At 69.9% G+C, this 13,520-nt stretch carries 11 protein-coding genes; 4 read left to right on the plus strand and 7 right to left on the minus strand.

Features of this window, described 5'->3' with window-relative positions:
• Positions 1–3 precede the first annotated feature (3 nt).
• From H8B22_RS08835 to H8B22_RS08865, 7 genes are all read right to left on the minus strand, one after another.
• Entirely contained in the window at positions 4–2,502 is a 2,499-nt protein-coding gene (locus tag H8B22_RS08835) for a DNA topoisomerase I (protein WP_187711081.1), read from the minus strand.
• Between the two features lie 200 nt (positions 2,503–2,702).
• Positions 2,703–3,740 carry an RDD family protein gene (locus tag H8B22_RS08840; RefSeq protein WP_187711082.1) on the minus strand — a complete coding sequence of 346 codons (1,038 nt, stop codon included), beginning with the start codon at positions 3,738–3,740 and terminating at the stop codon, positions 2,703–2,705.
• Positions 3,741–3,750: 10 nt separating this feature from the next.
• Positions 3,751–4,464 (minus strand): GYF domain-containing protein, encoded by a 714-nt coding sequence (locus H8B22_RS14930; protein ID WP_187711083.1) that lies wholly within the window; start codon positions 4,462–4,464, stop codon positions 3,751–3,753.
• A 16-nt stretch (positions 4,465–4,480) separates the two neighbouring features.
• Positions 4,481–5,230, minus strand: a complete 750-nt coding sequence (locus H8B22_RS08850) for a GYF domain-containing protein (RefSeq protein ID WP_187711084.1) — start codon at positions 5,228–5,230, stop codon at positions 4,481–4,483.
• An 89-nt stretch (positions 5,231–5,319) separates the two neighbouring features.
• Positions 5,320–5,808 (minus strand): DUF494 family protein, encoded by a 489-nt coding sequence (locus H8B22_RS08855; RefSeq protein WP_187711085.1) that lies wholly within the window; start codon positions 5,806–5,808, stop codon positions 5,320–5,322.
• Positions 5,809–5,893: 85 nt separating this feature from the next.
• Entirely contained in the window at positions 5,894–7,060 is a 1,167-nt protein-coding gene (gene dprA, locus H8B22_RS08860) for a DNA-processing protein DprA (RefSeq protein ID WP_187711086.1), read from the minus strand.
• 398 nt (positions 7,061–7,458) lie between these two features.
• A complete protein-coding gene (locus tag H8B22_RS08865; RefSeq protein WP_187713592.1) occupies positions 7,459–8,601 on the minus strand; it encodes a LysM peptidoglycan-binding domain-containing protein in 1,143 nt (380 codons plus the stop codon).
• Between the two features lie 277 nt (positions 8,602–8,878).
• Between H8B22_RS08865 and def the strand changes: the two genes are divergently transcribed.
• The 4 genes from def (at position 8,879) to H8B22_RS08885 (ending at position 13,498) form a co-directional block, all read left to right on the plus strand.
• Positions 8,879–9,400 (plus strand): peptide deformylase, encoded by a 522-nt coding sequence (def, locus tag H8B22_RS08870; protein ID WP_187711087.1) that lies wholly within the window; start codon positions 8,879–8,881, stop codon positions 9,398–9,400.
• Positions 9,401–9,497: 97 nt separating this feature from the next.
• Positions 9,498–10,418: a methionyl-tRNA formyltransferase gene (gene fmt / locus H8B22_RS08875; protein WP_187713593.1), complete on the plus strand. Its 921-nt coding sequence runs from the start codon at positions 9,498–9,500 to the stop codon at positions 10,416–10,418.
• Positions 10,415–11,710 (plus strand): 16S rRNA (cytosine(967)-C(5))-methyltransferase RsmB, encoded by a 1,296-nt coding sequence (gene rsmB, locus H8B22_RS08880; RefSeq protein WP_187711088.1) that lies wholly within the window; start codon positions 10,415–10,417, stop codon positions 11,708–11,710. The genes fmt and rsmB overlap by 4 nt, the downstream gene beginning before the upstream one ends.
• 96 nt (positions 11,711–11,806) lie before the next feature.
• The gene (locus H8B22_RS08885; protein WP_187711089.1) at positions 11,807–13,498 is read left to right on the plus strand and encodes an ArnT family glycosyltransferase; all 1,692 of its coding nucleotides are present in this window, start codon (positions 11,807–11,809) and stop codon (positions 13,496–13,498) included.
• Positions 13,499–13,520 lie beyond the last annotated feature (22 nt).

Here is a 13,520-nt window from a genome sequence, read left to right on the forward strand (position 1 = left end):
CCGTCAGGCCTTCGCCGTCTTCGCGGCTTTCTTGGCGACCTTCTTCACCGCCTTCTTCGCCGCGGTCTTGGTCGTCGCCTTCTTGGCGGCCTTCTTCGCCACCTTCTTGGTCGCCTTCTTCGCGGCCGGCTTGTCGCCGGCGGCCTTCTTGGCGACGGCCTTCTTCACCGCCGGCTCCTTCTTCGCCGCGGCCTTCTTGCCGAAGCGGCCGCGCATCGGCTTGCCGGTGGTTTCCATCAGCTGCTGCGCTTCCTCCAGCGTCAGCGACGCCGGCTCGCGGTCCTTGGGAATGCGGCCGTTGAGCTTGCCGTCCGACAGGTACGGGCCGAAGCGGCCGTTGAGCACCTGGATGTCGCTACCGGCGAATTCCTTGATGATGCGGTTGCGCGCGATCTCTTCCTTCTCCTCGATCAGGAACACCGCGCGGGCGAGGTCGATCGTGTACGGATCGTCTTCCTTCTTCAGCGAGGCATAGACGCTGCCGCGCTTGGCGAACGGACCGAAGCGGCCGATGCCGACGCTGACTTCCTCGTCGTTGCTCAGGCCGAGCTTGCGCGGCAGCTTGAACAGCTCCAGCGCATCTTCCATGGTGATGGTGTGCATCGACTGGCCGGGACGCAGCGAGGCGAATTCCAGCTTCTCGTCGGTGTCCTTGTCGCCGATCTGCGCGTACGGCCCGAAGCGCCCCAGGCGCACGCTCACCGGCTTGCCGCTCTTGGGATCGGTGCCGAGTTCGCGCGCGCCGGTGGCTTCAGAGCGATCGACCGACTCGGTCTTGTCGGCGACCAGTTCCTTGAACGGTCCCCAGAACTTCTCCATCAGCGGGATCCATTCCTCCTCGCCGCGCGACACCGCATCGAGCTCGTCCTCGAGCTTGGCGGTGAAGTCGTAGTCGACGTACTGGGTGAAGTGGCTGCTGAGGAACTTCGACACCGCGCGGCCCACGTCGGAGGGACGGAAGCTGCGGCCTTCCATCTCCACGTACTTGCGGAACAGCAGGGTCTGGATGATCGAGGCGTAGGTGGACGGACGACCGATGCCGTACTCCTCCAGCGCCTTGACCAGCGCCGCTTCGGTGAAGCGCGGCGGCGGCTGGGTGAAATGCTGGTCGGCGTGGATGCGGTCGAGCGGCACGCGGTCGCCGATCTTCATCGCCGGCAGCTTGCGGCCTTCGTCGTCGTCTTCCGAGGTCTTGGTGTCCTTGCCTTCCTCGTACACGGCGAGGAAGCCGGGATCGACCACGGTGGTGCCCGAAGCGCGGAAGCTGTGTTCGGAACCGGCGGCGAGGTCGACCGACACGGTGTTGAGCGTGGCCGGGACCATCTGCGAGGCGACGGCGCGCTTCCACACCAGTTCGTACAGCTTGCGCTCGTCGTCGCTGAGGAAGCGCGCGACCTGCGCCGGCGTGCGCAGCGCGGAGGTCGGACGCACGGCTTCGTGCGCTTCCTGCGCGTTCTTCGACTTGGTCGTGTAGACGTTGGGCTTGTCCGGCACGGCGCGCGTGCCGTAGTCGCGGGCGATCACGTCACGGATCTCGCCCAGCGCATCCTGCGACAGGTTGACCGAGTCGGTACGCATGTAGGTGATGAGGCCGACCGTGCCTTCCTCGCCGATCGCCACGCCTTCGTACAGCTTCTGCGCGACCTGCATGGTCTTGCGCGTGGTGAAGCCGAGCTTGCGCGCGGCTTCCTGCTGCAGGGTGGAGGTGGTGAACGGCGCGGCCGGGCGGCGCTTGCGTTCCTTGCTGGCGACGTCGGTGACGTGCAGCGCGCCGGCGGCGGCCTTGACCAGGCGCGCGCGCGCGGCTTCGGCGGTGTCGCCGTCGGTGATGGTGAACTGTTCGAACTTCTTGCCGTCGAGCTTGGTCAGCTTGGCGGTGAACGACTGCGACGGATGCGCGCACTCGGCTTCGACCGACCAGTATTCGCGGGCGATGAAGGCTTCGATCTCTTCCTCGCGCTCGACGATCATGCGCAGCGCCGGCGACTGCACGCGGCCGGCGGACAGGCCGCGCTGCACCTTGCGCCACAGCACCGGCGACAGGTTGAAGCCGACCAGGTAGTCCAGCGCACGGCGCGCCTGCTGTGCATCGACCAGGTCGCTGGCGATCGCGCGCGGCTGGGTCATCGCTTCCTTGATCGCGCGCGGCGTGATCTCGGTGAACACCACGCGCTGCAGCGTCTTGTCCTTGAGCAGGCCGCGCTCCTTGAGGATCTCGGCGATGTGCCAGCTGATCGCTTCACCCTCGCGGTCCGGGTCGGTCGCGAGGAACAGGTGGTCGGCGCCCTTGGCCGCCTTGGCGATGGCGTCGACGTGCTTCTCGTTCTTCTCGATCAGGTCGTAGCGCATGGCGAAGCCGTGCTCGGGGTCGACCGCGCCCTCCTTGGGCACCAGGTCGCGCACATGGCCGTAGCTGGCCAGGACGGTGAAGTCCTTGCCCAGGTACTTGTTGATCGTCTTGGCCTTGGCGGGCGACTCGACGATGAGGAGGTTCTTGGCCATGGGGGAGTCCGGTTCCGGGCGTTCCCGGGCTATGGGGGAGGAACGCCAAACGACAGCAGAGAAGGCAACGCCCGGGGCCGGGGGCCACGGGCGTCGGGTGTTTTTCCTTTTTTAGTGGAATCACGAGGCGGCCGGCGCTGTCAAGCCGCGGCCGCCGAAGCGGGACCGGAAACCCCGTCCCGCGTGCCTCCGGGGCCGGTTCAGTGCGCGCCGGCGGCCATGCCCAGGGCGACGACGGCGCCGATGATCAGCAGCAGGTAGCCCACCATCAGCACGCCGGCGATCACCGCGATCACGATGGTGACGGTGCCCAGTTCGTGGCGCTGGCGTTCCGGATGGGCGGTGAAGGCCCACTGGTCCACCACCAGGGTGCTGGCGACCATGTCGTGCAGCGCGCGCTTGCGCTCGGTGAAGCCGGCCATGAGGTAACCGATGCACAGGATCAGGCTGCTCAGGATCGCGGCGAAGTAGCGGCCGATGCCGCGGGCGAAGCTGATCCGCTGGCCGTCGTCGTCGGTGACCTTGATGCCCACGGCCATCTTGCCCAGCGTGGCCTGGCGGTCGGACGAGTGCATCCAGGCGAAGTACACCGCCTGCATCGCGAGCGGCACGATGACCATGCCGAACAGGAAGCCGACGATGCCGGCGCTGGCGATCATGCTGCCGGGATCGCTGCGCGCGGCCAGACCGGTGCTGGCGCCGAAGCCGGCCATGATGATCATCTGCACGATCCAGGTGACGATGCCGACCAGGACCGAGTCGATGAAGTACGCGGCGAAGCGCTTCCAGAAGCCGGCATAGACCACTTCGCCGCCACCGACGTAGGCGTTGCCGTCATGCAGCGCGGCGCGCGGCGGCGCGTAGGGCGAGGACGGCTCCGCGACGGCGTAGGGGTTGGCGCCCGCACCCAGCGTGGCAGTCGACGACAGCGTGCCCAGCGACGGGCCAGCGGCGGCCGCGGCTAAGGCCGGCGCCGCCGACGGCAGCGGTTCGGCCATCGCGTACGGGTTCACGCCCGCCGACAGCGGCACGGCGTCGGCGGCGGGCGAGGTGCGGCCCGCGGCTTCGTTCAAGGCCTGGGTCATCACTTCGCGCCAGGCGCGCCATTGCGGCATGCCCTCGCGCCAGACCAGGGTGTCCGGCTGCAACTGGCCGGCATGGTGCAGGTCGGCGAGATCGCTCGCGGCGACGGGGCCGAGGCGGTTGCGCTGGTAATCGCTGTAGTACCACTGGCTCATGGGCGTGTGCTCAGGTCGGGTTCGGATTGGTGCGGCATTGCGCGGGACGGACGCGGTCGGGCAGGTCGCCGCCGCTGCAGTCCCAACGCGAGACATCGTCATCGGCTTCGAACAATAGCGTTTTGCCGTCCTGCGCGCCGATGCCGCGCAGGGTGATCTCGAAGGCGCAATGTCCGCCTTCGAGCGTGCCCACGCGCGTCGCGGCGATGCGCGGGCTCTGCGCGAGTTGCGCCAGCAGCGGCGCCAGGTCGGCGCTGTCGTTGTCGGGGCAGCGGCCTTCGCGCACGCCGTGTTCGGCGATGGCGGCCTTGACCGGCGCGACCATTGCGATCGCCTCGGCGACCTTCGCCTTCTGCGTGTAGTCGTTGTAGGCCGGGATGGCGATCGCGGCGAGGATCGCGATCATCGGCACGGCAACGACCGCGCAGACGATCAACGCGATCAGGCAGCCCGACATGCCCTGCTTGCGCGGCGGCGCGCGGTTCGCCGGCGGCGCGGCGCCGATGCCCGTCGGCACCGGCGGCGGCAGCGTGGCGTCCGGCGTGACCGAGTCGATGTCGAGCTCCAGCGCCAGCCGCTCCAGCGGCAGCCACTGCACCATGCCCTCGCTCCACACCAGGCTGTCGCGACGCAGGCGCCGCTGGCGGTAGTGCTCGCGCAGTTCGTCGGCGGACATCGGGCCGACGCGGTTGCGCTGGTCGTCGGCATAGAACCATTGGGTCATCGGGCGTTCTCCTGGATCAGCCGTCGCGGCGGCATTCGTAAGGGCGGTACGCGTCCGGCATGTCGCCGCCGCTGCAGTCCCAGGCGAAGCCCTCGGCATCGGGGCGGCCCTCGTAACGCAGCGCCTTGCCATCCAGCGCCTGGCCGTCGGCATCGATCGCGATCTCGAACGCGCAGCCGCCGTCGATGTCGGCGAAGCGCAGGTTCAGTGCGGCGCGTTGGCGGATGTTGCGCCGCACCGGGGCGAGACGCGTGTCATCGTTGGCCGGACAGCGCCCGGTGCGTAATGCGTGCTCCGCGACGACGCGCTTGAGGCCGTTCGACAGTCCTTCCACGGCGCCCAGGCGGGTCGCGTCGCGGACGTAGTCCTGGTAGGCCGGCAGCAGCAGCGCGCCGATGATCATCACGCCCGGGATCGCGACGGCGGCGACGATCAGCGCGATCGCACCGCTCGACAGCGTCTTCTTCTGCCGCAGTGGTGCGCGCGCGTATTTGCCGCGCGGGGTCGAAGGGGCGTGGTGTGCGGATGAAGAGGGTGCGCCCATCGGCATCGGCGGCGGGACGGACGCAGCGCCGCCGTGCGCATGCAGGCGTTCGATGCCGAGTTCGCTGGCGAGCTGCTCCAGCGGCTGCCATTCGCGCAGGCCGGCGTGCCAGACCAGCGTGTCGCGCTGGATCACACGGTCCTGGTAGCGCTTGCGCATGGTCTCGGCCGACAACGGTCCGACGCGCCCCTCGCCGGGAGCGTGGTAATACCAATCGATCATCGCCTCCCCCCGAGGCTCGTCCCTGCAATCGCGGCACTTTTTCTAACGCGTCGCCGACGCCTCCCCAGGCATCGGCGACCGAAGCGCGGCTAATGTACCGGTTCGGGTTCGTCCGTGAACATCTGGGTTTCCATCCAGGCGTACGCGGCCTCGCTGCCGGGCTGGTTGAACAGCACCATCAGCACGACCCACTTGAGGTCGTCGAGGTCGAGTTCGTCCTGGTCCAGCGCCATCGCGCGGTCGAGCACGAGTTCGCGCTGGTCGGCGTCGAGGATGCCGTGTTGCTCCAGGAACAGCAGGAAGCCGCGGCATTCGACGTCGAGCTTGTCCAGCTCGGGGCCGAAGTAGATGCGGGTCGGGCCGTTGGCGCGCGGCGTGGCCGTGCTCGGGCGCTGCGACGCGAGCGCGTCGAGCCACTCGAAGGCCTTGTTGATCTCGGCGGGACTGAAGCCGGCCTGGCCGAGCTCCTCGAAGAGGGGGCCGCTGCGGAGCGAATCGTGGTCGCGGACGAGGTCGGCGTCCTCGGTGAAGTAGTGCTCGAACAGGTACAGCAGGACGTCCAGGATGCTCTCTTTCATTTCCCTCGGCCTGCGCCGCTGGCGGCGCGATGGGCGGGTTGGGGCTTACTTGGGGTGCCGCAAGAACCGTGCCTCATGGGGCGGATCAACGACTCCGGTGATACCGGCCGTGCTGCACTGTTACCCGGCCGTCAAGCTCCATGAGCAGCAGCATGGAGGACAGTTCGGCAGGCGTCAATCCGGTCCGGGTGACGAGTTGGTCCATATCTGTAGGGTCATGACCGAGCGCCTTCCACAACTTCTGGTGGTCGCCGTCCTGGCGTGGCGGGTCGGTTTGTGACCCTTCCGGACCCTCGTCTGGCCCCGGATCGGCAGCCGCTGCGGCGCCTGCAGGGGATGTGGGGCTGTCCAGCCGGATCCGCAAGTCGGCCGCCAGTTCCTGCGCCGCGGGGGCCAAGGCCGCGATCACTTCGCGGGCGGTTTCGACCAGGGCGGCGCCGTCGCGGATGAGCCGGTGGCAGCCGCGGGCCAGCGGGTTGTGGATCGATCCGGGTACCGCGAACACCTCGCGCCCCGCCTCGGCCGCGAGCCGCGCCGTGATCAGGGCGCCGGAACGCTCGGCGGCCTCGATCACGACCGTGCCCAGGGCGAGCCCGGCGAGGATGCGGTTGCGGCTGGGGAAGTGTTCGGTGCGCGCGCCGGTGCCGGGCAAGTGCTCGCTGACGATTGCGCCCGTCGCCGCGATGCGCGCGTGCAGGTCGGCGTGCGCACGCGGATACGGTACGTCCGGGCCGGTGCCGAGCACGGCGACGGTTGCGCCGCTCGCTTCCAGCGCTGCCTGATGCGCGGCGGCATCGACGCCCGCGGCCAGGCCACTGACCACGGCGAAGCCGGACGCGACGAAGCAGCGCGCGAAGACCGCGGCGTTGTCGCGTCCGCCGGGCGTGGCCGCGCGGCTGCCGACGATGGCGATCGCCGGATGCCACAGCAGCGCGGGATCGCCGGCGACGAACAGCGCGAGCGGCGCGTTGGGGCTGCGCCGCAGCAGGGACGGATAGTCGGCATCGTTCCAGCCGAGCAGGTGGTGGCGCGCGTCGGTGCACCAGTGCCGTGCCGCTTCGAGTTTCGCCGCGTCCGGCCTGCGCAGGGCGTGCACCTGCGCGTCGGACAGGCCGCTCGCGCGCCATGCCGTGGCACCGGCCGCGAGTGCGGCGGTTGCGGAGCCGTGCCGTTCCAGTAGTGCCTTGCGCGGCGCGGCCGCGCCGCCTGCCGTGATCAGGCGCAGCAGTGCATCGGTGTCGTCGTTGTGCATCCACCAAGGCTACGGCGCACGTCGCGGGATTGCGGCCGGACGCGGACGTGCGAACGCGTAGGAGTTTTCCGAAACTGCTTTCACGCGCACTGCAGCGCTATGTCTGAACGATTGCGGCCATACGCGTGCGCTGGTCGCGGAAGTTTTCCACGTGAATCTCGGCGGCGGCGCCACGAACCATCAAGCGATCGCCCGATGCGTCGGCACGCAGAAAAGAATTCGGGCGGGCGTTGAATTGGTCGTCATTCCGGCGCGGAATCCAGCTCTTCAGGAACGTGGCGAGAAAAGCTGGATCCCGGCTTGCGCCGGGGATGACGAGACTGACTTTTCGGCGTTGCCTTTGGGCGGCACAAACGACAACGGCGCCTTGCGGCGCCGTTGCGGTTTCGAAGCGACGATCAGTTCGACGCGTCGGGGTGCTTCAGTTCGTAGCCGACGCGGGTCGGGCGGATGCTGTCCATCACCAGCGCGTAGCTGACCTTGTCGAAGGTGCGGAACACCATCATGTGGCCGGAGAACTCGTCGGGCAGGCGGACCTTGCTGCCCGGTGCGTCCGGGCTGCGATCGTCGCCGACCGCGACGCGGTCCGGGGTGGTACTGCCGACGCGCCAGCCGGAGAACACCGTGCCGTTGTCCACGCCGTCGCGGGCGCCGACCGAGAGGGCGACCACGTCGCGCGGGCCGCCGGTGCTGATCATGTCGGCCACCGCGAGCACCTTGGCCTTGCCGTATGCGAATTCCTGCTTGGGCGGGTGCGGGAAGAACTGCAGGTCGTACGGCTGGGCCTCGACTGCGATCAGGCGATCGCCGACGCGCACTTCGCGACCGGACTGGTCGAGGACGAGCGTGGCGGCGTCGGACTGGCCGCCGGGGCCACGGCTGACGGTGGCGGTGGTGAGCTGCATCAGCTCGTAGCCGAGGAACTCGCCCTTGCTCGCCGGCATCTGGTGGTTCCACAGCTGCTCGGTGAACTTGGTGGTGCGGCCGCGGAAGTCGAGGTCTTCCGGCTTGGTCGTGGTGACGTCACAGCAACGCTTCGGGTTGATCGCGTTGTAGCGCACGGTCGGGCGGACGATGGCGTAACGCTGGCCCGGCTGGGCGTCGGCGAGGCCGCGGACGTAGGCGACCTGGTCGAGCGAGGCGCGCAGGCGGTCTTCTTCCAGGCCGACCACGTAGGGCAGGTCCTCGAACTCGTCGACCACGCGCAGGTTCTTCAGGAACGGCTCGACGTCCTTGAGCGGCACGCCGGTGAGCGGGGCTTCGTCGCGCGGACCCTGGGTCACCGCGACGCGGTCGAGGTAGGCCAGCGAGATCACGTCGCCCGGATAGATCAGGTGCGGGTTCTTGATCTGCGGGTTGGCCTGCCAGATCTCCGGCCACAGCCACGGCCGCTTCAGGAACTTGCCTGCGATGTCCCAGAGGGTATCGCCGCGCCGGACCGTGTAGGTGTCGGGGTGATCCCCGCGCATTTCCTGCGCGACGGACACGGTGGCGATGGTCAGGAACGCAGCGGTGATAACCGTGCGGATTGGTTTAAGCATGGCGGCCATGTACTTGATTCCCCTTGCCAGTTTTCCCCACGGGCCTGGGCACTATAGCCCAGAAGATGCGCGCGTTTGCAAGCGTTGGCCGGGCTTTGCGGGGTTACAATTCGACCTGTGCTTGACGATGTGACCGCGGCCCCCGTTTTCCCGGGAAGCCGCCTGCTGGAGCGCACGGCGCTTCAGTGACCGGTTGCATGTTTCCCCTCATCGCCCCGTCGCCACCCCCGGCGACCCGGCCTCCCCCTCGGCGGAGGGGGCCCAGAGAACCAGAACCATGGCCTTGCTTCCCATCCTTGAATTCCCCGACCCGCGACTGCGTACCCAGGCGGTGCCGGTCGATCCCGCGGCCATCGCCGACCCGGCGTTCCAGCGCCTGCTCGACGACATGTTCGAGACCATGTACGACGCGCCCGGCATCGGCCTGGCGGCGAGCCAGGTCGACGTGCACAAGACCTTCATGGTCATAGACGTGAGCGAAGACAAAACCCGGCCGCTGGTGTTCATCAATCCGGTGATCACCGCGCGCAGCGGCGACCAGGTCTACCAGGAGGGCTGTCTGTCGGTCCCCGGCATCTTTGCCGACGTCACCCGCTCCAACCAGATCACCGTCCGGGCGCTGGACCGCAATGGCCAGCCGTTCGAACTGGAAGCCGACGGCCTGCTCGCGGTGTGCGTCCAGCACGAGATGGACCACCTGCTCGGCAAGCTGTTCGTCGATTACCTCTCGCCGCTCAAGCGCGAGATGGTGCGCAAGAAGCTGGCCAAGCAGCGCCGCCTGGCGGGCGACGCGGCCTGATGCGCGCGGCGCCGCCTGCCGCGGCGCTGCTGCAACCGGTGTTTCGGGCGACGCGCATGCGCGTCGTCCATCTGCACGCTACGGATAGTTCATGGCCCTGAGAATCGTTTTCGCCGGCACGCCGGATTTCGCCGTGCCCTGCCTGCGCGCCGCCGCGCAACGCAATGAAGTGGCCGCGGTCTACACCCAGCCCGATCGTCCCGCCGGGCGCGGCCGCGAGCTGACGCCGTCGCCGGTCAAGCGCGAGGCGCTGCTGCGCGGGATCGAGGTGGTGCAGCCGGAGAACTTCCGCTCGATCGTGTCCAAGGACGCGCTGCGCGCGCTGCAGCCCGACCTGATGGTCGTGGTCGCCTACGGCCTGATCCTGCCGCAGTCGGTGCTGGATATTCCCACCTACGGCTGCTGGAACGTGCACGCCTCGCTGTTGCCGCGCTGGCGCGGCGCGGCGCCGATCCAGCGCGCGATCGAAGCCGGCGACAGCGAGTCCGGCGTGTGCCTGATGCAGATGGAGAAGGGGCTCGACACCGGGCCGGTGCTGCTGTCGCAGGCGCTGGCCATCGGCGCCGGCGAGACCGGCGGCCAGCTGCACGACCGCCTCGCCGCGCTCGGCGCGCAGGTGCTGGCCGACGGCCTGGGCCTGCTGCGCGCGGGCATCCGTCCGGTGCCGGTGCCGCAGCCCGAGGAAGGGGTCACCTACGCGCACAAGCTCGACAAGGCCGAGGCGCGACTCGACTGGAACCAATCGGCGACGCGACTGGCCGCCAAGGTCCGCGCCTTCAATCCCTGGCCGATGGCCGAAGCGGTGGTGGCGGGCGAACGCCTGCGCCTGCACGGTGCCGTCGCCTTGGACGAAGCGCCCGCCGCTACGCCGGGTACGTTGCTGCGCGCCAGCCGCGATGGCCTCGATGTCGCCTGCGCCGACGGCGTGCTGCGCATCCGCACGCTGCAGCGCGACGGCGGCAAGGCGATCACCGCCGCCGACTACCTCAACGGCCGTCCCGAACTGAGGAACGCATGAGCACCGGCGCCGCCCCGCGCGTGGCGGCCGCGCGCGTGCTCGATGCGGTGCTGCACCGCGGCCGTTCGCTCAAGGCCGAACTCGCGGCGCAGCTGCCGACCCTGCCGGACCCGCGCGACCGCGCGCTCGCCGAGGCGATCTGCTTCGCCGTGCTGCGCCAGCCGATGCGCTTCGAAGCCGCGCTGAAGGCGTGGGTGCCGCGGCCGCTGGGCCGGCGCGACGACGAGCTGCGCGCGCTGCTGTACGCCGGCTTCGCCCAGCTCGATCCCCTGGGGTTGCCGGCGCATGCGGCGCTGGCCGCCACGGTCGATGCGGCGCGCGCGCTCGGACGCGCCCACCAGGCCGGCATGGTCAACGCACTGCTGCGCCGTGCGCAGCGCGAAGGCCTGCCGCCCGGCGATCCCGCCGCGCACTGGCCGCACTGGCTGCGCGCGCGGTTGCAGCAGGACTGGCCGCAGGAGCATGCGGCCATCCTCGAGGCCAGCGCGCAGACGCCGCCGCTGTGGTTGCGGGTCAATCGCCTGCAGCAGTCGCGCGACGCCTACCGGCGGCGCCTGCTCGAGGCCGGCATCGAAACGCAGGTGGACGCCGCTGCCGCCGACGCCCTGCGCGTCGAAGGCAGCGTGGCGGTGGCGCAGCTGCCCGGGTTTGCCGACGGCGCGGTGTCGGTGCAGGACCTCTCCGCGCAGCGCGTGGCCGATGCGCTGGCGCTGCCCCCGGGCGCGCGCGTGCTCGATGCCTGCGCCGCGCCGGGCGGCAAGTCGGCGCACCTGCTCGAGCGCGATCCGGCGCTGCGCCTGACCGCGCTGGACGTGGATGCCCGGCGCCTCGACCGCGTGCGCGACACGCTCGCCCGCCTCCGCCTCGATGCGCAGGCGCGCCTGCGTGCGGCCGATGCGGCGCACCTGGACGCCTGGTGGGACGGCACCCCGCTCGACGCCGTGCTGATCGACGCGCCGTGCTCGGCGACCGGCATCGTGCGCCGGCAACCCGACGTGCTGCTGCATCGGCGCGAAACCGACCTCGCGCCGTTGCTGGCCACGCAGGCGCGCCTGCTGGATGCGCTGTGGCCGACCCTCGCCCCCGGCGGCGTGCTGCTCTACGCCACCTGCTCGATCCTGCAGGCGGAGAACGCGGCGCAGGTCGACGCCTTCCTCGCGCGCACGCCCGACGCACGGGCCGAGGCGCTCGACGACAGTTTCGGTCGTGCCAGCGGCGCCGGGCGCCAGCGCCTGCCGGGCGAACACGGCGCCGACGGCTTCTTCTACGCCCGCCTGCGCCGCCTGCGCTGACGCGGCGCTGCGGCGGCGGGGCGTTCGCGATCGGGTTGCGTCGAAGCGGCCGGGCTGGACAATTCTGCGACACGCCACGCCACTATCATCCGCGCCATGCTGAAGACGACCCGTTCCCGCGAGACCTGGCTGTTCTGGATCCTGGCCCTGCTGGTATTGGGGGCCGGGCTCGGCCTGCGCGATCCCTGGCCCGCCGACGAACCGCGCTTCACCCTCGTCGCGAAGCACATGGTCGAAAGCGGCGACTGGCTGTTCCCGCATCGCGGCAACGAACTGTATTCGGACAAGCCGCCGGTGTTCATGTGGCTGCAGGCCGCGGCGTACAGCGTGTTCGGCAACTGGCGCGTGGCCTTCATGCTGCCCTCGCTGCTGGCTGCGCTGGGCACGCTGTGGTGCGTGGTCGACCTGGGCAAGCGACTGTGGACGCGCCGGGTCGGCCTGTACGCGGGCTATGCGCTGCTGTTCACCCTGCACTTCACCTACCAGGCGAAGAAGGCGCAGATCGATCCGACCGTGGTGTTCTGGATCACCTTGGCCAACTACGGCCTGCTGCGCCACTTCCTGCGCGGCGGCGATTGGCGGATGTGGATGCTGGGCTGGTTCGCCGCGGGCATGGGCACGATCACCAAGGGCGTCGGCGCGCTGGCGCTGCTGATGCTGGTCCCGGCGGTGCTGGGGGCGTTGCGGCAGTGGCCGGGCGTGGTCTTCCCGCGGCGCTGGCAGTTGTTGCTGGGGCCGTTGGCGTTCGTCTTCGCCGTGTCGTTGTGGCTGGTGCCGATGGTGACCAGCGCGCTGCACCACCCGGACCCGACCTACCACGCATACATGGAGGACATCCTGTTCCGGCAGACCGCGAAGCGCTACGCGCAATCGTGGGACCACCACCAGCCGCCGTGGTACCACCTGACCGTGATGGCCTCGATGTGGCTGCCGTTGCTGCTCGCGTTGCCGTGGGCGCTGCCGGCGTGGAAGCGGCGCCTGCAGCGCCGCGATCCGCGCTACCTGCTGCCGCTGCTGTGGTGGGCGCTGGTCCTGCTGTTCTTCTCCATTCCCAACGGCAAGCGCGATGTCTACATCCTGCCGGCGTTGCCGATGGCGTGCCTGGCGTTCGCGCCGCTGCTGCCGGGCATCGTGCGTAAGGCCTGGCCGCGGCGCATCGCGTTCGCGTTCGCCGCGCTGTTCGCGCTGCTGTTGACCGGCGCCGGCCTGGCGATGCTGCTGGGCAATCCGGGGTTCGAAGCCAAGCTCATCGGCGATCGCGGCCTGCACGCCAGCGCTGCGCCGTTCGCGTGGACGCTGCTGGCGATGGGCGGTGGCGCGTGGGCCGGCCTGCTGTGGTTCGGCCTGCGCCGGCCGCTGGCCGCGCTGCTGTCGAGCCTGGCGGTGGTCTGGGTGCTCTACGGCCTGCTGGTGTATCCCCTGTTGAACGACTCCAGTTCGGCGCGCGGGCTGATGACCGCCATCGACCGGCGCCTGCCCGCCGACGCGCAGCTGGGCCTGGTGGCGTGGAAGGAGCAGAACCTGCTCATGGCGCAGCGCCCGGCGGCGACGTTCGGTTTCCGCGTGCCTTGGCACGAGCAGCTGCGGCAAGCCATCGCCTGGCAGGGCGAAGCCCCGCAGCGACGCTGGCTGCTGGTGCAGGAGCCGGCGTTGTCGGAGTGCATCGACCGGAGCAAGGCGGAATTCGCCGGGCGTTCCAACCGGCGCGCGTGGTGGCTGGTGCCGGCGACGGCGGTGGTGCCCGGCTGCAGGCCGGCGGCGAAGCCGGACGCAGCGGATCCCGACTGAACGCGCGACTACGGGACCGGCG

Origin of the sequence: Lysobacter terrestris, from assembly GCF_014489475.1 — a bacterium.
In the GTDB taxonomy this organism is placed as follows: Bacteria; Pseudomonadota; Gammaproteobacteria; order Xanthomonadales; family Xanthomonadaceae; genus Agrilutibacter; species Agrilutibacter terrestris.